Source organism: Flavitalea plasmicola (genome assembly GCF_030546645.1).
Taxonomy (GTDB): domain Bacteria; phylum Bacteroidota; class Bacteroidia; order Chitinophagales; family Chitinophagaceae; genus Puia.
The window spans coordinates 1-21,344 of sequence record NZ_JAUOTO010000001.1; the positions used below are offsets into that span (position 1 = coordinate 1).

8 protein-coding genes are annotated in these 21,344 nt (G+C 53.1%); 4 read left to right on the plus strand and 4 right to left on the minus strand.

What is annotated here, in order from left to right:
- From Q4E93_RS00005 to Q4E93_RS00020, 4 genes are all read left to right on the plus strand, one after another.
- On the plus strand, positions 1 to 559 hold a 559-nt coding region (locus tag Q4E93_RS00005), incomplete at its 5' end, for a phosphopantetheine-binding protein (protein ID WP_303581888.1).
- Between the two features lie 11 nt (positions 560 to 570).
- Positions 571 to 1,518 (plus strand): pyridoxal-phosphate dependent enzyme, encoded by a 948-nt coding sequence (locus tag Q4E93_RS00010; protein WP_303581890.1) that lies wholly within the window; start codon positions 571 to 573, stop codon positions 1,516 to 1,518.
- A gap of 5 nt (positions 1,519 to 1,523) precedes the next feature.
- Positions 1,524 to 14,021 (plus strand): non-ribosomal peptide synthetase, encoded by a 12,498-nt coding sequence (locus Q4E93_RS00015; protein ID WP_303581892.1) that lies wholly within the window; start codon positions 1,524 to 1,526, stop codon positions 14,019 to 14,021.
- 23 nt (positions 14,022 to 14,044) lie between these two features.
- On the plus strand, positions 14,045 to 15,007 hold the full coding sequence (locus Q4E93_RS00020; RefSeq protein WP_303581894.1) for a 2,3-diaminopropionate biosynthesis protein SbnB: 963 nt from the start codon (positions 14,045 to 14,047) through the stop codon (positions 15,005 to 15,007).
- Between the two features lie 20 nt (positions 15,008 to 15,027).
- Here Q4E93_RS00020 and Q4E93_RS00025 read toward each other — a convergent pair whose 3' ends face one another.
- The 4 genes from Q4E93_RS00025 to Q4E93_RS00040 form a co-directional block, all read right to left on the minus strand.
- On the minus strand, positions 15,028 to 17,427 hold the full coding sequence (locus Q4E93_RS00025; protein WP_303581896.1) for an ABC transporter permease: 2,400 nt from the start codon (positions 17,425 to 17,427) through the stop codon (positions 15,028 to 15,030).
- A 36-nt stretch (positions 17,428 to 17,463) separates the two neighbouring features.
- The gene (locus tag Q4E93_RS00030) at positions 17,464 to 18,288 is read right to left on the minus strand and encodes an alpha/beta hydrolase (RefSeq protein ID WP_303581899.1); all 825 of its coding nucleotides are present in this window, start codon (positions 18,286 to 18,288) and stop codon (positions 17,464 to 17,466) included.
- A 133-nt stretch (positions 18,289 to 18,421) separates the two neighbouring features.
- Positions 18,422 to 19,210, minus strand: a complete 789-nt coding sequence (locus Q4E93_RS00035; protein WP_303581901.1) for an alpha/beta hydrolase — start codon at positions 19,208 to 19,210, stop codon at positions 18,422 to 18,424.
- 103 nt (positions 19,211 to 19,313) lie between these two features.
- Entirely contained in the window at positions 19,314 to 21,275 is a 1,962-nt protein-coding gene (locus Q4E93_RS00040) for a KUP/HAK/KT family potassium transporter (protein WP_303581903.1), read from the minus strand.
- Between the last annotated feature and the right edge of the window lie 69 nt (positions 21,276 to 21,344).

Sequence of the window (21,344 nt, forward strand, 5' to 3'; positions counted from 1 at the left end):
GGAGGGGGTGAAGGAGGCGGTGGTGGTGGACCGGGAAGATGAGCAGGGCAATAAATATTTACAGGGATATGTGGTGATGGAAGAAAGGAATGGTGATGGGCGACGGGATTGGCGGGAACTGTTATCGGGCCGTCTGCCAGCGCAGATGATCCCGCGGGATGTGATGGAGATCGGGCGGATACCGCTGACGGAGAATGGGAAGATCGACAGGTGGCAGCTACCGGAGATAAAGAAAGGCGCCGGGCTGCCTGGAGGCGGGGAACATAGGGAGGCATCGAATGAAGTGGAGGAAGCGTTAGTGGAGATCTGGCGGGAGGTCCTGGGAGTAGATGTGTTTGGAGTGAGGGACAATTTTTTTGAATTGGGAGGGCACTCGCTGAAGGCGACGCAGGTGGCTTCGCGCATCAGGCGGCGGCTGGGGGTCACGCTGGAGATCCAGTCGATCTTCGAGTACCCTACCATTGAAACGCTGGGGTCCCTGATAGAAGACGCGTTGATGGTGATCAAATATAGCAATGAGAAAACCTCCGCCGGCGAATTAAAAGAAATAAGAATCTAGAAACTATTACCATGGAACTATTAGAAAAGATAAAGACTGTAAAAAGCCTCATCGGCAATACCCCCGTTGTGCAGCTTAGGAATGCACCCTGCCGCCTGTTTGCAAAACTGGAGTATATGAGCTTCTGGGGGAGCATTAAAGACAGGGCTGCTTATAATATCCTATACAATGCCATTGCGGAAGACCTGATCAATGAGGACACGGTGATAGTGGAATCTACCTCCGGCAATTTTGGCATTGCCCTGGGTGGAATATGTAAAATGTTATCCTTGAAATTTATTCCCGTGATCGACCCCAACATCGTATCAGAAAAGGAAAGCCTGCTGAGGCTACTGTCCCACGATGTAATAAAGGTTACGGAAAGGGACGCTACAGAGGGTTACCTGTTAACGAGGATTAAGGCTGTAGCAGCCTACAAAGCGGAAAATAAAAATGCTTATAATCCCAATCAATACGAGAACCGGCACAACTACCTGGCTTATTATTATACGCTGGCGGAAGAGATCGTAAATAGTTTTCCGAAACTGGATTACCTCTTCGTCAGCGTTAGTACGGGGGGGACGATAACGGGACTTTCATTGAAGCTAAAAGAGAAGTTCAAAGATATAAAGATCATTGCGGTGGATGTGCAGGGTTCCCTGATATTCAGTGATCAGGCCAAACCCAGGTCGATATCCGGCATTGGGGCGAGCATGCGGTCAGCGATCATTAACAAGGCGCTGATCGATGACGTGATCATATTATCCCAGCATGAAATCGTGAAGGGCTGCACGGACCTGCTGAACGGGCAGGGCATCTTCGTAGGGGCATCGGCCGGAGCGGCCTACTACGCTGCAAACTGTTATTTGCAGGAACGCGGTGAAAAGGATAAGACGGCTTTGTTTGTCTGCCCCGATAAGGGCACTGCCTACCTGGATAATATCTATAATAAGGAATGGGTTAAAAGCAATATCAATTAACGATTATGGAAAAAGCAGCGAGCAGCACGTTGGCGGACGTTCTTCAGAAGATCAGGAGGAAGGGGATTTCCATTGATTGCGATGGTGAGAGCCTGGTGATCAGGACCCCGGATAATGAAGCCATCGATGAAGATGTCCTTGCGGATCTCAGGAGCCATAAGACCGCTATCATTAATTTTTTAAAAGCTAACCGGCCCGTAAGCCCGGGTGCCGGCAATATAATTACCGCCAGGGAGGGAATGGATCAATTGCCGCTGTCATTCGCCCAGGAGCGGTTGTGGGCCATCGATCATTTATTCGGGAGCACGCAATATCACAACCCGGTGGTGCTCAGGTTCGAGGGCGGACTGGATGTTGCCGCGTTGAAATATACGTTCCGGGCACTTCTGCAAAGACATGAAGTGTTACGGACGGTGATAGGAACGGAAGATGACAAACCTCACCAGCAGATCCTGTCGCCGGATACATTACGTGACGAGCAGTATTTCAAGGAGCTTTCGGATCCGGCAGGCTTGCCGGAACCGGTGATCAAAGAATTTATTGCCGCCCCGTTCGATCTTTCGTCCGATGTGCCCTTGAGGGCTATGCTTATAAGAACGGCCGTCGATTCCTATTTACTGACCATTGTCATCCATCATATTGCTTCCGACGGATGGTCCATACCTTTATTGACAGCAGAATTTTTAGAGCTATACGGCAGCAGGTGCGAACAGCGGCCTTCGGGTTTAAAAGACCTTCCTGTGCAATATGCGGATTATGCCATCTGGCAGCGGAATGCGTTAAAGGGCCCATCTGCCGCCGGAGTACTTGAATACTGGCGAAAGAAACTGTCCGGCGCTCAGCGGCTGGATTTACCAACGGACTATCCGCGGCCTTCAACGTTAAGCACCAGCGGGAGCGAGATCCGTTTTGTTATTGATGCGGCAACAGCAGACGGCCTCATGAGGCTGGCACACAGGGAGAATGCCACCTTATACATGACCTTGCTGTCCGCGCTAAATGTGTTATTGCATAGGTACAGCGGCCAAAAAGATATTTCCATCGGAACGCCTGTTGCCGGCCGGACCCATCCTGACGTGGAAGGGTTGATAGGATTTTTTGTCAATACATTGGTCATTAGAACAGATCTGGACGATAACCCTTCATTTACCGTCTTGCTCCAAAGGGTAAAGGACGGCGTTCTGGAAGCTTTCAGCCACCAGGAAGCGCCTTTTGAAAAGGTTGTCGAGTCATTGAATATCGAAAAAACCCTTGATAGCAACCCTCTTTTTGATGTTCTGTTCAGCTTGCAGGATATGCCGCAGCTGCCGGATACCCTTCCCGGAGGTCTAAAGGCCACGCCGGTGGTGATCAAACAGTCAACGGCAAAGTTCGATATTATTTTCAATGTCTTCAGGACTAAGGAGGAGCTGCTGCTGAGCATTGAATATTGCACCGACCTTTTCAATGAAGATACCATCCGGAGGATGGGCGGTCATTTTTGTAATCTGCTCGGAAGCATCGTCGGACAGGATGATCAGCGGATCGGAGATATTTTTATTCTTTCGGAAGAAGAAACCAACAGGCTGTCGGAATTTGCCGGCGCCTCCGTTCCCGGGGGGGATGGCACGATCATAGACCTCATTGCTGCACAGTCTGCGCGGACGCCATCGGCCGAGGCGATGAGATTTGAGGATTTGTCACTGAGCTATGAGGAGCTGGAAGAACGGAGCAACCGATTGGGTCACTATCTGCGGGAACTAGGGGTGGGCCCTGAGCAGCTGGTAGGCATCTGCATAGAGCGATCGATGGAGATGGTGATAGGGATATTGGGGATCATGAAGGCTGGGGGTGCATATGTGCCGATAGACCCGGAATATCCTTTGGAGCGGATAGAATTTATGTTGGAAGATACAGGGGCGGCTGTAGTATTGAGCAGCCGGGAAAGCCGGGGTGCGCTGCCTAAAGGGTATGGCGGGCGCGTGGTGCTGGTGGGGGAAGTGGGGGAAGGATATGCGACGGAGCGTCCCCGGTCGGGACTGCGGCCGGAGCACCTGGCATATGTGATCTATACATCAGGGTCGACGGGCCGGCCGAAAGGAGTGATGGTGGAGCACCGCAACGTGGTGCAGTTGTTCGATGCGGCAAACCTATTGTATGATTTCAATAAAGAAGATGTATGGGCGCTGTTCCATTCTTTTTGTTTTGATTTTTCGGTTTGGGAGATGTATGGAGCGTTGTTGTATGGGGGTAGACTGGTGATCGTGGAGAAGGAGGTAACGCGGGATGCGGAGAGGTTCGGGGCACTACTGGCAAGAGAGGCGGTGACGGTGCTGAACCAGACGCCTTCGGCTTTTTATGCACTGCAGGAGCAGATGGCTTCCCACCCGCAGGCGCTGGCGGTAAGATATGTGATCTTTGGAGGCGAGGCGTTGGACCTGGGCAGGGTAACGCAGTGGAAAGGCTTGTATCCCGGGTGCAAGCTGATCAATATGTATGGCATTACGGAGACGACGGTGCACGTGACGTACCAGGAGATCGGGGAGGAGGAGATGAAAAGGGGCGGAAGTATCATCGGTCGTGCGATACCGACCTTGCGGGTATATCTGTTGGATGACAGCGGCCACCCGGCGCCTCTGGGTTTTGTGGGTGAGTTGTATATAGGCGGAGCGGGTGTGTCAAGAGGATACCTGAAGCGTCCGGAGCTGATGGCGGAGCGTTTTGTGGAGGACCGGTTCGGTGATGCAGGGGGGCGTCTCTACCGGAGCGGCGATCTTGGGAGGTGGTTGCCGGATGGAACTATCGAGTACCTGGGCCGGAAGGACGAGCAGGTAAAGATCCGTGGATTCCGCGTTGAGCTGGGGGAGGTCGAGCGGATGCTGGGTAGCTGCAAGGGGGTGTCGCAGTGTGCGGTGGTGTTGCGGGAGGAAGGCAATGGGAGCCATAAGACGCTGGCAGGCTATGTGGTGATGGAGGAAGACCTCGACAGGGAGGCGATCTCTGTTTATCTACGGAGGCGGTTGCCTGAGTATATGGTTCCCGGCATAGTGGTGCGATTGCCGGAGCTGCCGCTGACGGGCAGCGGGAAGGTGGATCGGAAGGCATTGAGCCGGCTGGAGGTTGGCCGTGTGGCGTCGTCTGAATATGCGGCGGCGGAAGGGGAGCTGGAGCTGTTGTTGTCGGGCGTATGGTCGGAAGTATTGGGCCGGAGCCCAATCGGACGGGAGGATAATTTTTTTGAACTGGGCGGAGACTCGATCATTACGATCCAGGTGGTGAGCCGTTGCCGGCGGCTGGGGTTGGAGCTTCATCCCCGTGACCTTTTCCTATATCAGACGATCCGGTCATTGGCTATGTATCTGCGGGAGCGGAAAGAGGTATACCGGGGGGAAGCAGGTTTGCTGGAAGGGGCCAGCGGTCTGCTGCCTATACAGGAAAGATTTTTCAGGAAGGGATATAAGGACCCGAATCATTATAACCAGGCGATATTGCTGGAGATCGTGAAGGGAGTGAAAGGAGAGTGGGTGGAGGAGAGCCTCCGGCTGCTGGCGATGCACCATGATGCGCTGCGATTCCGGTATGAGCAGCAGGCATCGGGGGGATGGGTGCAGCGATACGGGAAGGAAGCTGTATTCGGATGGAGAGAGGAGGATGTTCCAAAGGGTATGGGGTTACCGGAAGCGGGCGACTGGATCAGCGGGGCGTGTGATGCCTGCCAGCGGGGGCTCTCGCTGGAAGAGGGGCGGCTGTTACAGGGTTTGCTGCTAAGGACGGGTCCTGAGATGAGTCATGACCGGCTGCTGCTGGTGATCCATCACCTTGCCGTGGACGGCGTGTCGTGGCGGATATTGCTGGAGGACCTGGACCGGCTGCTGGAAGGGAGGAGCCGTGGTGAAGTGACGGACCTTGGGAGGAAGAGCAGTTCGTACCGTCAATGGTATAAGATGTTGGAGCAGTACGGTGAGGAGGTGGAAGCAGAGCGTAAATATTGGGAGGAGCAGGCCGCAGGCCCCCGGAGGATGAAGGTGGACAAGGAGGAGGAAGGATCGGTGCAGTCGGACGTACGGGTGGCGGTAATGCGATTGGATCGCAGGCAGACACGGCGGTTGCTGCAGGAGACGAACCAGGCGTATCATACAGAGATCAATGATATTTTATTGAGCGGTTTATGGGAGGCGTTGCAGGAATGGGGAGGAACCGGGGAGTGGCTCATCGGGCTGGAAGGACATGGTCGGGAGGATTGGCGCGGGGAAGTGGACCTGAGCCGGACGGTGGGATGGTTTACAACTTTGTATCCTGTGATACTCGGCGTGGAAGGGAGCGGACCGGGCGATGTCATCCGGTCCGTGAAGGAGCGATTGCGTCGTGTGCCGCACAAAGGATTGGGATATGGGGTGCTCAGGTACCTGCGGGACGGGAATAGGATGAATGCGGATGAATATGACGTGGTATTCAATTACCTGGGCCAGGTGGACAATGCGGTGAGCGGGAGTCGGTGGCTGCGGGGAGCCGGGGAGCATGTGGGTGCTGTGGAAAGAGCAGAAAACCCGTTTGAGGGGAAGTTTTCCATCACGGCGTCGGTGGTGGGGGAGGAACTGGTGGTATGGTGGAACTACAGCAGCCGGCAGTATGAGGAAGAGACGGTGAAGCAGTTGGCGGAGGGGTATATGGAAAAGTTACGGGTTTTGATCGACCATTGCGGACAGCAGCGGGAGACGGTGTATACGCCATCGGACTTTGGGTTGGGTCATGCGGTGGGGAACCACGAACTGAGCAGGTTCCTGGAAGGCCGGACATGGCGGGGAGAACTGCGGCGGGAGGTATTGAGGGAGCAATCGATCTATGGGTTAAGCGGTTTACAGGAAGGAATATTATTCCATGGGATCTACGACAAACATTCCAGCGCCTACGCGCTACAGTTCAGTTGTGCGCTGGGAGAGGTAGATGTGGATCTGTTCCGGCGGAGTTGGGAACTGCTGCTGGCGCGGCACAGCATTCTGCGGAGCGGCTTCCATTATGCGGAGCTGAGCGTTCCGGTGCAATGCGTGTACAGGGATGTGGAGCTGCCGTTCGAGGTGCTGGATTACAGAAAGCTAAGTGCAGCCGAGCAGGCGGCGGCTTTGGAATTGTTTATAAAGGAGGAATACGGACGCGGATTTGATTTTCACCGGCCGCCGCTGATGCGGGTGACGGTGATCCGCCTGGGGGGGAGCCGTCATCAGTTGGTGTGGTCGATCCATCATATCCTGGTAGATGGGTGGTCGATGCCTGTGTTGATGGGGGAACTACTGGATAATTATGAGCGTTTGTGGGAAGGCCGGGAGGTGAAAGGGGGAGCAGAAGACAATTATGGAGATTATATCCGATTTATACGAGGGCGGGACGAACGGGAGGAAAGGAAGTTCTGGCAAGGGTATTTAAAGGGGCTGGAGCAGGGTACGTTGCTGCCGTTTGCAGACGGGCGCGGGGAGCGGAATAAAGGGATAGGTGAGTATGGTTACCAGGAGCTGGTACTGGAGGAGGATCTGACGGACCGGATCAGGGAGTTCGGACAGCGTCACCATGTGACGGTGAACACGATCATGCAAGGCGTGTGGGCCTTCCTGTTAGGAAGGTACAGCGGCGACGAGGCTGTGGTGTATGGGGTGACAGTGTCGGGCCGTCCTGGAGAACTGGCGGGCTCCGAAAACCGTGTAGGGTTGTATATCAATACGATCCCGTTGTATGTGAGGCTGGAAGAAGAGATGACGGTGCTGGCATGGCTGCGCCGGCTGCAGGAAGAACATACTGCGGCACGGGAATACCAGTATACGCCGCTGGCTCGTATCCAGGGTTGGCAGGGGATAACGGGGGACCTGTTCGACAGCGTGCTGCTATTCGAGAACTACCCGATGGGAGAGGTGCTGGCCAGGAAGAACACGCTTGAGATCGAGGACCTGCGCTTAAAAGATCATTCCAACTACTTATTGACGCTGACCATCAGCAAGGATAAGCAATTTCGTATCGGATTCAACTATAACGGCAGCCTCCTGCCGGGAGCATACATCGGGTTGATAAAAGGACATTTTGACCACATCGTACACGCCTTTATCGATCACCCCGATATGCTGCTGGAAAAAATTTCGCTGATGACGGATGAAGAGAGGCTGCAAACGGAAGCTTTAACCAACCGATCCGTCTCCTCGCCTTGTCTGACAAAGACGATCCATGAGCTTTTCGACGAGCAGGCGGCAAGGACGCCCGCGGCGACGGCCATCGTCCATGAAACCTTTGCCATGTCCTATGAAAGGATGCATGCGAAGAGCCATTCTCTGGCCGGTTATCTAATGGACAGCTGCCAGGTGAGGAAAGGAGACATCATTGCGATTGCATTGGAATCGTCTCCGGCCTTACCCATCAGCATCATGGCTGTCCTGAAAGCCGGGGGGATCGTGCTCCCATTGGAGACCTCCTTGCCCGCCGGCCGTATATCCGCCCTGATTAGAGACAGTAAGGCAGGCCTATTGATCACGAACAATAAAGAATTTGCGACACTTACAGACAAGGTGGTCTTCTTCCGCCAGCAGGAGGAAGCTATAGATGAGCACAGGCAGAATGGTTCCTTGCCTGTATGCTCGCCGGCAGATGTGGCATACCTTATCTTCACGTCGGGGAGTACGGGAAAGCCGAAAGCTGTGAAATTGACGCATCTGAACCTGGTGAACCAGCTTCAATGGTTCAAGGAATATTTCAATATGGGGCCAAAGGATGTCTTTCCTCAAAAGACGGTGATCAATTTTGTGGATTCCATCTGCGAACTCCTATTCCCGGTCACGCTGGGTGCGTCTTCCATTTATTTAAGACCTTATAATGAAATAATAAATGACTCCCGGGCTTTGTCGGCCTGGCTCACCGGCATCGGAGCGACCATCCTTCAATTCGTCCCTTCGGTGTTTGAACATTTTGCAGAGACAACAGCTATTGATGCGCTTACGTCCTTGCGGTGTTTGATCCTGAGCGGTGAAGAGCTGAAACGCCATTATAAATACGATTTTGAGATCCATAATATCTACGGCTGCTCGGAATGCAGCGCTTCTTCAACTGTTTACCGGCTGGATCACCGTGACGATGGAAAGATACCCATCGGCAGGCCCATCGATCATACAAGCATCTATATCTACAACGAAAAAATGGAGCAGGTGCCTCCCTATATGAAAGGGGATATCTACATAGGGGGCCTGGGCGTATGTGCGGGTTACCTGAATGATGACGATCTTACACGACAAAAGCTGGTCCCCAGGAAAGACGGGAATGGAGAGCTGATCTACAAGACGGGGGACATCGGAAGCTGGCTTCCGGATGGAGCGGTATTATACTGGGGAAGGAAGGACCATATGGTGAAGATCAGGGGAGTCAGGGTCGAGCTCCAGGAGATCGAGGCATCTCTCACCCGTATCGAAGGCATCGATAAAGCCGTTGTGACCGGGCTTTACGGATCGGATACGCTTGCGTCCCAGGTGGAGATCCTTGCGGCGTTCACTGGCCCATCCTCCATTCCGTCAAAGGAGATATATGAAAAGTTGAAAACGACCTTACCTCCTTACATGATCCCCAACAGGCTGTTATATCTTGAGAAGATCCCCTTGAACAGTTCGGGGAAAGTGGATAAGAAAAAGATACTTGAGCTGGCTGCTGCTGCAGGCAATGACGCTGCCGGTATGGACCAGGGTCCTCAGAATCTCTTGCAGCAAAGGTTGGCGGAGATATGGAAAGCCATATTGAAGAAAAGCGAGATCGGCATTAACACCAATTTCTTTGAGGCGGGGGGGCATAGCCTTACGGCGACCAGGATGGTGCTGCGCCTGCAAAAAGACATGCAGGTGGAAGTGGAGCTGCAGGAGCTGTTTAACAACCCTACCATACGGGAATTGAGCGACCTGATAGAAAAGAAAGGAATGTCGGGGTTTGAGGGGATCCCCGTTGCGGAAAAACAGGAGGCTTATGCCTTATCACATGCCCAAAGGCGGCTGTGGATTATGGATCAACTGAGTGGGAATAATGCTGCTTATAACATGGCGGGCGGATACCGCCTGACAGGCCGTCTTGATAGCAAGGCTTTTGCGGCCGCTTATATGGAGCTGATAAGAAGACATGAGATACTCCGGACGAGCTTTTTGTACATGGACAATGGTCCCATGCAAAAGATACATCATCCCGACGACGCACTTTTTGCGCTGCGTTCCATCGATCTGCGGCAGGCCGAAGATGTCACATCGGCCGCGCGGACTGTTGCGGAGCAGGAGTTCAATTTCGTTTTCGATCTGCAGAAGGTACCCTTGATTAGGGCAACGCTGTTACATACCCGCGAGGATGAATATGTTTTTCTGTTTGTCACGCACCATATTATTTCGGACCGCTGGTCCCTCGATCTGCTGACACGCGAGATCGCAGCAATCTATGGCGCATTCGTTTCGGGCCGGCCTCACACGTTGCCGGAGCTGCGGATCCATTATAAGGATTTTAGCTTTTGGCAAAACGAAGAGCTCAGGAAGTCCAGGTATGATGATCACCGGGCATATTGGTTAGGTATGTTCCAGGGGCCCATACCCGAGTTGGACCTGCCGGTGGCGCGACAAAGGCCGGATAAAAAGAATTACAACGGTGACAGCGTAGGTTTCATTGTTGGAGGAGCGACGGGATACAGACTGGCCGAGGTCGGGAAACAACAGCAGGCGAGCCTTTTCATGACCTTGCTGGCTTCCGTCAATGCCTTTATCTATTGCTATACAGGGGAAAGAGATATTGTCATAGGTACGCCCGTTTCAGGCCGGACAGTAAAAGACCTGGAAGACCAGGTAGGGTTTTATGTCAATACCCTGGCCTTGCGGAATAAGTTCAATGGAGAGGACTCTTTTGAAAAATTATTGCAAACGGTGCGGCATACTACCCTGCTGGCTTACGAGCACCAGGATTATCCATACGATAAATTGGTAGAAGAGCTTAACTTAACCAGGAATCCCAGCCGGCAGGCCCTTTTTGATGTGCAGGTGACGTTGCAAAATGCAGGCTCCCTGTATGATATTCCGGAAATGCCGGGTGTCAGGCTCGATCGTTTCGGTGATCCTGCAAAGACCAGCAGATTTGACCTGGTGTTCAACTTCATTGAAACAATGGAAGGATTAAACCTTTCCATCGACTATGACTCGGACCTGTTCTTAAAGAAGGATGTGGAAAGGATGGGACTGCATTTGATCAGAATGCTGGAGATCATAGCGGGTGACAGCAACGTTGTTTTGAAAGATATAGAATATATACGCCCGGAAGAGAAGCTGTCTTTACTGGGATTGAACAAGGTCCGTCACTTTGGGCAGGGGGCTACGGTGCTGGACCTTTTCGCGGCCCAGGTGGCGCGTGATCCCGGTGCGGCGGCGGCGCGGTTTGAAGGCAAGGCGCTGAGCTATGGCGCTCTGGAGGAACAGAGCAACCGGCTGGGTCATTACCTGGTGGGTCGCGGTGTGCAGAAGGGCGAACTGGTGGGCTTGTGCGTGGAGCGGGGATTTGAGATGATCATCGGGATCCTGGGGATCATGAAGGCGGGAGGCGCGTATGTGCCGGTGGACCCATCGTACCCCGCGGAGCGTATCCGGTATATGTTGTCGGACAGTGGAGCACGGTATGTCCTGAGCCAGGGCATGCTTTGGTATGTACTGGATGGGATCAATTTTGCGGAGGTGATCTGGCTGAATGACACGGCGGACATGGAGGCATGTTCCGGTGCGCATGTACCCGTAGAGGTGAATGGAAGCGACCTGGCCTACGTGATCTATACGTCAGGCTCGACGGGCCATCCCAAGGGTGTGATGATAGAGCATGGGGGGCTGGTAAACCTGGTCCATAACCAGGTGGAGGATTTTCATCTGCGGCCCGGAACGAGGATGCTGCAGTTCGCATCGCCTTCCTTTGACGCTTCCTGTTCCGAGATCTTTACTGCTCTATCCAGCGGGAGCTGCCTGATCTTACCTGCAGCAGGGGACATCCTGTCCGCGGAGTCATTGAAGGCATGCATAGCGGAATATGGTATCGGGATAGCGACGCTTCCTCCTTCTTACCAGCAGGTGTTCAAAGAGGATACCCTCGCGCTTACCACTATTGTTTCCGCAGGCGAACCATTGAATGTCAAAATAGCAAACAATTTTCAGTCGAGGGGTATACATGTTATCAATGCCTACGGGCCAACTGAAAATACGGTGTGCATAAGTCTGTCGAAGACGCCTGTGTTACAGGACGGAACTGTGACGATCGGCAGGCCGTTGAACAATGTCAGCGTATATATTTTGGACCAGCGTGGTCAGCTGGCGCCGGAGGGAGTGGTTGGGGAATTGTGTGTGGGCGGGGTGCAGGTGGCGCGGGGATATTGGAATCGTCCGGACCTGACGGCGGCGCAGTTTGTGCCGGACCCATTTAGGGGTGGACGCATGTACCGGACGGGGGACCAGGCGCGATGGCTGGCAGGCGGGAACCTGGAATACCTGGGCCGTCGTGATGAGCAGGTGAAGATCCGTGGTCACCGGGTGGAGCTGGGAGAGATCGAGCGGGCGCTGGCGAACTGTGCGGGTGTGCTGCAGTGCGCGGTGGTGACGCGGGAGGACGAGGCGATGAACCATAAGGTGCTGGTGGGGTATGTGGTGTTGGAGGTGGAGCTGGAAGTGGAGGGGCTGCAGGAGATCCTGCGGCGCGAGCTGCCGGAGTACATGGTGCCGGGCATCCTGGTGCGGTTGGCGGAGCTGCCGTTGACAGGCAGCGGTAAGGTGGACCGGAAGGCGTTGAGCAGCCAGGATCTCGTGCGTTCGGAGAGAAAGGCATATGTGGGAGCGCAGGATGAACTGGAGGAGCTGCTGGTCGGCGTATGGGAGGAAATATTGGGAAGGAGCCCCATCGGACGCGAGGATAATTTTTTTGAACTGGGGGGAGATTCGATCATAACGATCCAGGTGGTGAGCCGTTGCCGGAGGGAGGGGATCGCGTTTCATCCGCAGGATATCTTCCGGTGGCAGACCATCGGAGCGTTGAGCGCCTACCTGCGTGAGCGGAAAGGAATGGAAGAAGGGGAGACGGGGCAGCTGGAGGGGATCAGTGGCTTGTTGCCGATCCAGGCGCGTTTTTTTAGGAAAGAGTATAAGTACCGGGGACATTATAACCAGGCGGTATTGCTGGACGTAGAAAAGGGGATAAGAGGAGAGTGGATAAGGGAGAGCCTGCTGGAGCTGGTGCTGCATCATGATGCGCTGCGATTCCGGTATGTGCAGGGTGCGTCGGGGGCATGGGAACAGCATTATGGCCGGGAAGCGGTGTTCGGATGGTGTGAGCAGGCTATTCCCGAAGGCATGGGGTCACGGGAGACGGGCGACTGGATCAGCGGGACGTGCGACGCCTATCAGCGGGAGTTGTCGCTGGAAGAGGGCCGGCTGTTGCAGGGCTTGCTGCTAAGAACGGGGCCGGGGATGAGCCATGACCGGCTGCTGCTGGTGATCCATCACCTGGCGGTGGATGGGGTGTCTTGGCGGATATTGTTGGAGGACCTGGACCGGCTGCTGGATGGGCGGAGCCGGGGAGAGAAAGTGGCGTTGGGGAAGAAGGGCAGTTCATACCGGCAATGGTATAATGTATTGGAAGAATATAAAGCTGAGGTGGAAATGGAGCGCGGATATTGGCAGGAGCAGGAGCGGGGCCGGCGTCAGCTGCAGGTGGACCAGGAGTGGGAGGGTTCGACGCTGGGGGATACGAAGGTGGTGACGCGCCATCTTGACCGGGAGCAGACGCGGCTGCTGCTCCAGGAGACGAACCAGGCATATCATACGGAGATCAATGATATATTGCTGAGCGGCTTGTGGGGTGCCTTGCGGACATGGGGAGGAGAGGAGGAGTGGCTGGTGGGGTTGGAAGGACATGGCCGTGAAGATTGGGGAGGTCAGGCGGACATCAGCCGGACGGTGGGATGGTTTACCAGCTTGTATCCTGTTCTGCTGGGCGTGGAGGGGAGTGGCGCGGGGGATGTGATACAGTCGGTGAAGGAGCGATTGCGGCGGGTGCCGCGCAAGGGGTTGGGATATGGCGTGCTGCGATATATGCTGGATGAGGGCAGGCAGGGGGTCGATGAATATGAGATCGTGTTCAACTACCTGGGTCAGCTGGACAATGCGGTGCGTGGCAGCCGGTGGTTTCGGGGAGCCTCGGAGTGGGCCGGGCGGCCACAGCGCGAGGAGGAGGGATATGAAGGAAAGCTCTCGATCACGGCATCAGTGGTAGGCGAAGAACTGGTGGTGTGGTGGAACTACAGCGGCCGCCAGTATGAGCAGCGGACGATCGAGGGATTGGCAGAGCTGTACATGGATCAGCTGCGGATGCTGATCGATCATTGTTGCCGCCGGAAGGGGGGCGTGCATACGCCGTCGGACTACGGGTTGGGTCATGCAGTGAGCCACCGGGAGCTCAGCCGGTTCCTGGAAGGAGAAGAGGAGGATATGGACGATATTTTAATTATATAGAGCCTGATCAGAAAGTTTAAACTATGAGATATTTAAATGAAGAAGATGTATTAAAGATCGGAATTGACTGGCCCTCGCTTTTTGAAGTTATAGAAAGCGCCACGGCTGTCATCAATGATCATGCGTTCAGCCAGCCCGTGAAACCGTATTTAAGATACAAGGACCCAAGGAACAGGATCATTGCCATGCCGGCCTATGTAGGAGGGGGATTCGATACGGCTGGAATAAAATGGATCGCCAGCTTTCCCGGAAACATTAAAAAAGGGATACCCAGGGCACATTCGGTGATGATATTAAATGAATCCGACACCGGCAAACCCTATTGTATATTCAACACCGGCTTGCTCAGCGGGATCAGGACGGCATCGGTCACCGGATCTGTGATAAACAAGTACCTGGCCGGCTCAGTACGGGGGAAGATCAATTTTGGCATGATCGGGTATGGTTTCATCGGCCGGCTGCATTTGTCCATGATCATGGAATGTTTTGAGCCCTTTATTGATAAGATCTACTTGTACGATCTAACAAAGATAAATGAGGAAGAAGTTCCTTCGGGATGGAAGGAGCGGGTAGTTCTCTGTCCGGGCTGGGAAGATGTATTCGATGCCGCAGATGTTTTCATTACTTGTACGGTATCTGAATCGCGGTACATCGATAGACCTCCGATCCGGCCTTCTTTACATTTGAATGTTTCTTTAAGGGATTATACTACGGCATTTATGCGAAAGGCAGACCTGATCATAGTGGATAACTGGGAAGAAGTTTGCAGGGAAAATACCGATATCGAGTGTATGCATAGGGAGGGGACTCTGGATGAAGGGCAAGTGCATACTATCATAGATGTATTTCAGGGCAATATACTGACAGGCGTGGAGGATAAAGTGGTTATGTTCAATCCTATGGGAATGGCGGTATACGATATGGCGATTGCAAGGCATTACTGGAATCTGGCAGACAAGAGCAACATAGGAGTTCAGTTGGCATAAGGAAATTCAGGTCGGGTTGCTTACTCGACCTTTAAATTCTTAGTAGGCTTCTCCCGGGAGGCTTTATAGGTTTGTGATATGATCGTGACCAGGCCTATGCCCAGCAATAGCACAAAGCATAACAAGGAGAAAGGAAACAAGAACCGGACGCGTGCCACAAAATTCTGCTGGAACAGGTAGCTCAGGGTGTATCCTATGGGCAGGCCGATGGCCCCGGCTATAACCAGCAGCTTAATAAATTTTGCAGACAGCAATGTAACCAGTTGTTTGTTGCTGGCGCCGATGACCTTGCGGATACTGATCTCTTTCCTTTTTACTTCCACGCTATAGATTACCAGGCCAAGCAACCCAAGTGTGGCAATGCTGATTGTCATAAAGGCCAGGTAACCCAGCAGGGAGAGAACAGCCCGTTGCGAATCCTTTCTTTCCAGGTCGTCGTCCAGCCAGGAGTAAGAAAAAGGACGGGATGCCGCAAATGTACTCCAGGTCTGGGAAATACGACGGACGACAGAGGTCTTATCACCCTTGTCAACGCTGATGAACAGGTAATTACTGGCGCCTTTTTTATTGCGGAAGGCCATTGGATCCACCGGCTTGCCTGCATTTTCGTAGGCGAAATCCTGCACGACGCCTATCACCTCCAATGCGGTGGAGTCATTAACCCAGAGTTTTTTTCCAAGGGCGTTCTCATAGTTTGCGTATCCCAGGCTCCTGGCGGCTTTGGTGTTTATGATGATATTCCGTTCTATTGCCGTGTCAACTCTTTCGCTGAAATTCCTTCCGGCGAGCAGCCTGATTTGCATGGCAGGTATGAACGTGGCGTCCGTAAAAAAATAATTGAGTGTCAATGAGCCTTTCTGAGCGTTGTCAATCCATCCAGGTCCCCGCATTCCGTTGTAATGCGGCCTGAAAGTCGTGGACAGGCTGGAAACGACCTGTACGCCTCCCGTACCGGAGATCGCATTGGAAGCGATCTTTTCATCCACGCCGTCGAGGGGTACCACCAATACATTATCCCGCTTGAATCCGGGATCTGCCGCCGCCATAAATGTGAATTGCCTGTAAAAGGAGAAGAGAAAAATAAAAATGATAAGGGATAAGCTGTATTGAAAAACGATCAGCACTTTTTGCAAACCTATTTTGCCGAAGACCTTTGCCGTGACAAGGTTTTTCAGGACCCTTAATGGATCAAAGGAAGACAGTATCCATGCTGGCGCAATACCTGCCAGGAAGCCTGTTAAAAGGGCGTAACCCAGGGTAAACAGGACGAAAGAAAGGCTGTACTTGAAGGCCGAAGGGATCATTTCATAATCATCGTTGAAGGGAGCCCAGTGTATAATGGCGATCAGCAGCATCCACGCGAATAACAAAGCCAGGAACGAATTCAGGCACGCTTCGATAATGTATTGCATGAATATCTGATAGCGTTTGGCGCCGGCTATTTTTCTAACTCCTACTTCCCGGGCCCTGGTAAGGGCTCTGGCTACACAAAGGTTTGTATAATTGAAACAGGCTGCCAGCAGGATAAGCAATGCGATCTCTATTTCTACCCATAATTTCGACCAGGAGGTACCTCCTCCGATGTCGTTGAACATAGCGCCTGTGGACGGTTTTATTTTTTCTATGGGCTGTGTGGCAAAAGACAATTTTCCTTGTTTGTCCTCTTTGTTGATCCTTTCGGCAACAGAGTTGAGCTGACCGTGGAGCGTGTTGGTTCCCGCGTCCTTTTTCATAAGCACATAGGTGTAGGCCGCCATACAATCTCCCCAATCCCCTGATTTGTCAGGCAACTGATTGTTTTGCACCAGCTGCGATATGGCCGAAGCGGGGGCATAGGCATCAAAATCGATATGGGACTTTCCCTGGTCTTTCGCCAATATTCCTGTAACGACAAAATTGCCCTTATTTTCCCAGCTGATGATCTTTCCCATGGGATCTTCCCTGCCGAAGAATTTTTCAGCCGCATTCGCCGTCAGGACGATGTCATTGGGCTTCATCAGTGCTGTTTCCGGATTGCCGGACGCCAGCTTGAACCCAAACACCGTGAAAAAGGAAGGTTCTGTGAAAGCTCCGTTCAGATCCAGTTCCTTCGTGCCGAAAGCGACTTTTCCATGGAGCTCAGGGTAAAGGTTGACGACGTCTTCAATTTCAGCAGTATCCTCCTTTAGCAACTGATACAGGGGGAGGGGGGTGCTTGCGACCGACCAGCGGGCGCCGTCATTTTTATGGTAAGTGCTGATGATGCGTGAGGTCCTGTCCGGGTAAGGGTGGAAATGATCATAGCTGAGCTCTGTCTCCAGGATCACCATTACCATCATTCCGACCGACATGCTTAATCCCAATCCGAAAATGTTGATGAATGAGACTAATTTGTTCTTCTTTAAAGTTCTACGGGCGATCTTTATATAGCTGCCGATCATAGGAAGGTTATTTGGCCAAAAGGTACAAAAAATGCATCATTTTTTGGGAAAGGCGGACTCCTCTTTCATTACTTTTTGCCTGAACGCGGAAAAATCGTGCAAATCATTATGGCCGCCTCCATCGATGGCGATGAATTCGTCTCCGGGTTTAAGAAGCGCCTTAAGGCGCGCGGCATTGCTATAGGCCACTACTCCGTCATTTGTGCCATGAAAGATGGTTATGGGCGCAGTGACCGCCGGGAGATACTCGTACGTGGGGAACCGGTAGTGCAGCATACTTCCCACCGGATACAGGAATAAATAGCGCCGGGCCATCGACGTCATGCTGTAATAGGGGCATTCCAGGATCAGCCGGCGGCAATCCCTTATGGATGCCAGCTGCGCGGCTATGCCTGTTCCCAGGCTTTTACCATATAGGATGATCTGGCTCGGAGGCCAGCGGCTGCGGGCCAACTTATATACGATAAGCGCGTGGGCATACAGGGCTTTCTCAGTGAGCTTTCCCGTGCTTTTGCCGAATCCGGGGTAATCGGGCATCCAGACCTCATAGCCCTTAGCCGTAAAGTCGGCGGCATAGGGGGCATAATGGGTTACGTTCTGCTGGTTGCCGTGGAAATACAGCACCACTCCTTTTGGGGTGTCGGCGCCTTCCGGCTTGAATTGAATGATGTTGAGGTTGGTCTCTTTATCATAGGCCAGGTTGACTTCCGAATAAGGCTGTGTGAAATGATAGTTCGTCTTCCTGTCCACCGGCTCGGGGTGAAAGAGGAGCTTGTCCTGGAGATAATAGGCGGCGATGCCGATGATGGAATACAGCAGGATCAGAACTTTTGCCCAGCGGAAGATCTTTTTCTTCGTCATTAGGGGGCAAGATAGCACATAAAACAGCTACAAGCTTCAAGCCACAAGTCGTTTGTTTACGCTCAGAAGGACTTATGCGGTCCAAGCTTGCAGCTTGTAGCTTGTCGCTTGTAGCCCTGAAAGAGTTGCGCAGCTACTCTTTCAGTATGTCCCTGATGAAATTGTGATACTCGGGGAAAGTGTTGAGGTTATTATGCCCGCCGCCATGGATACGGATGAGGGTGATCCTGGTGGGATTAAGCTGTTGGAGGCGCTCGCTATGTCGTATGGGGATGAGCCAGTCTCTGGTGCCGTGGAGGATATAGGTGTGGCACCGAACACGGGGGAGCCAGAGGTCGGTGCGCAGATGATACCTGAGCACATATCGCACGGGCAACAGGGGAATAAACCGTTCCACCACCTTCCTGAAATTGTAGTACGGGCTGTCCAGGATCAGGTAGCGGGGATCATTGTCCGCAGCGATCTTGGCGGCAAATCCGCTGCCTATGCTGCGGCCATAAAGCAGCAGGCAGTCGGCGGGGCATTGTTGCAGGAGGGTGTCGTAAACGAACTGAAGGTCGCCCAGGATGGCGGCCTCGCCCCGGCGGCCCGTGCTCTTGCCAAAGCCGCGGTAGTCCACCAGTACCACATCGTAGTTGAAGCGATAGAAGTCCCGGGCATATTTCGCCCAGCCTTTGATGCTTCTGCTGTTGCCGTGGAGGTAGAGGATCATTCCCGCCGGGCTGGGGCGGTGAAAATGCAGTCCGTTGATGCGTACGCCTTCGGAGACGTCGAAGAACAGTTCTTTAAAAGGGATGTCGTATTTATACACGAAATTGGCCGGCAGCTTTTCCGGCTTAAAGATAAGCTTGTCCTGGATGAAATAGGCGATGACAAGCAGGAGAGCGGCGCCGCCTATTACGTATAGTAGGTCGTGCAACATTTAAATAAGCTTCAAGCTGCAAGCTACAAGCTGCAAGCCGGATCTAATGAAGCCCCCTTGTAGCTAGAAGCTTGTAGCTTGCAGCTTTTTTTCGTGCTCGCAGCTATTCCGTCTCGATCCTCTTCAGGTTGAAATTCGGCACAGGCGATACCACCAGGGGGAATTTCTCGATCGTCACATTGGAGGGGTCCAGGCCGAATCCGCGTTCTTCCGAGAGGCTGATCTCTTTCAGCCAGAAATACAGCTTCATCACTACCCGTTCGAAAAAGGGTAGTTCATTGTCCTGGCTCAGGTACTTTTCCATGACGATGAACTGGAAATCGCCTACGACGTTGTTCCGTTCCAGCGATTCATAACGGCTGGTGATGTTCACTTCCTTGTTGTTCACCAGGTCTTCCACCACTTTGCGGAACATGAGGTTGATCTTAGGCTCTATGCGGAAACCCAGGCGGAACTCCACCCGTATGATGTCATTCGGAATGATATGGTCCACCGAATACTCTGCGGTATATGGATCGTCCAGGGTATCCACGTGGACGAACCAGTAGATGTCGCTGCGTTTGGGTTTCTTATTCAGGATGGAGTAAATGATCTTATGCTCTATTTCCTTGGGGTTGTTGGCGCTGGTCATGTACACGAGGTGTGTCGCGAATTTGGGAATGCTCCGGTCATTGCTCAGCTCCTGGATTTGGGGAATATAGTGTTCCATCCGTACAAACTCGACGTACCTGTTCTTGATCTTACGGGCCCTGAACCAGACATACATGACGGCGAAGAGGGCTCCGCCTACGATGAGCGTTACATAACCTCCGTGCTTGAACTTATCCAGGTTGGCAGCGAGAAAGCTCAGCTCGATGCTGAGGTATACCGCCAGGTAGAGATAGATGAATGGGCTGCTTGTTCGCCGGGAGACCAGGTAATTGGCAAAGAGGATGGAGGTGGCCAGCATACAAAGGGTGATGGCCAGGCCATAAGCGGCGTCCATATTCGAGGTAGTCCGGAAATATAAAGTGATGCCGCAGCACCCGATAAAAAGCATAAAGTTAATGGCGGGAATATAGGACTGCCCCCGTTCTTCCGTGGGATAGTTGATGCGCAGCTTTGGCCAGAGGTTCAGACGCATGCTCTCGCTGATCAGGGTGAAGGACCCCGTGATAAGCGCCTGGCTGGCGATGATGGCAGCAGCGGTGGCGATGATGATGCCCGGTACGACGAACCATCCCGGCATGGTGTTGTAAAAGGGGTTGCTCAGGTTGGTATCGAAGACTCTACCGTGGTAATTGGCCATCAGCCAGGCGCCCTGTCCCAGGTAGTTTAATATCAGACAGGTCTTTACATAGATCCAGGAGATCCGGATATTGCTTTTCCCGCAATGGCCCAGGTCGGAATACAGCGCTTCTGCCCCCGTGGTACAGAGGAAGACGGCGCCCAGGATCCAGAAGCCCTTGGGATAGGTGGTCAGCAATTCTATGGCGTAATAGGGGCTAAGGGCCTTGAAGATGCCCAGGTCATCCAGCAGGTGGCTGCAGCCCAGTACGGCCAGCATGCCGAACCAGATGGTCATGATCGGACCGAACAGCTTGCCGATGGACTCCGTACCAAATTGCTGCAGGAAAAAGAGGATCACCAGGATGCCGAGCACAATGCATACGATGGTCGTCTGTTCTATATACCGGAAAGTTTCCAGCTGCCGCAAACCTTCGATGGAGGCGGTGACGGAAATGGGCGGCGTGATCATCCCATCGGCCAGCAGGGCCGCACCCCCTATCATCGCCGGCAGCACAAGCCACCTTTTCTGACGGCGTACCAGCGCATACAGGGAGAAGATACCTCCTTCCCCATTGTTGTCCGCCTTAAGTGTCAGCCAGACATATTTTACAGTGGTCTGTAATGTAAGGGTCCAGATGATACACGAAAGAGCGCCCAGGATGAGCTTCTCTTCGATGATCCTTCCGTGGATAATAGCATTTAGAACGTAAAGGGGTGAAGTTCCGATGTCGCCGTAAATGATACCTAAAGCAATAACGAGGTTGGGAAAGCTGACTTTGTTAATCTGTTTGCTCACAACTGAGAGAGTCTGTTAATAAATATGGCCGGAATCTTCCGGCACAAGGGCAAAAGTACAGTGAAATAA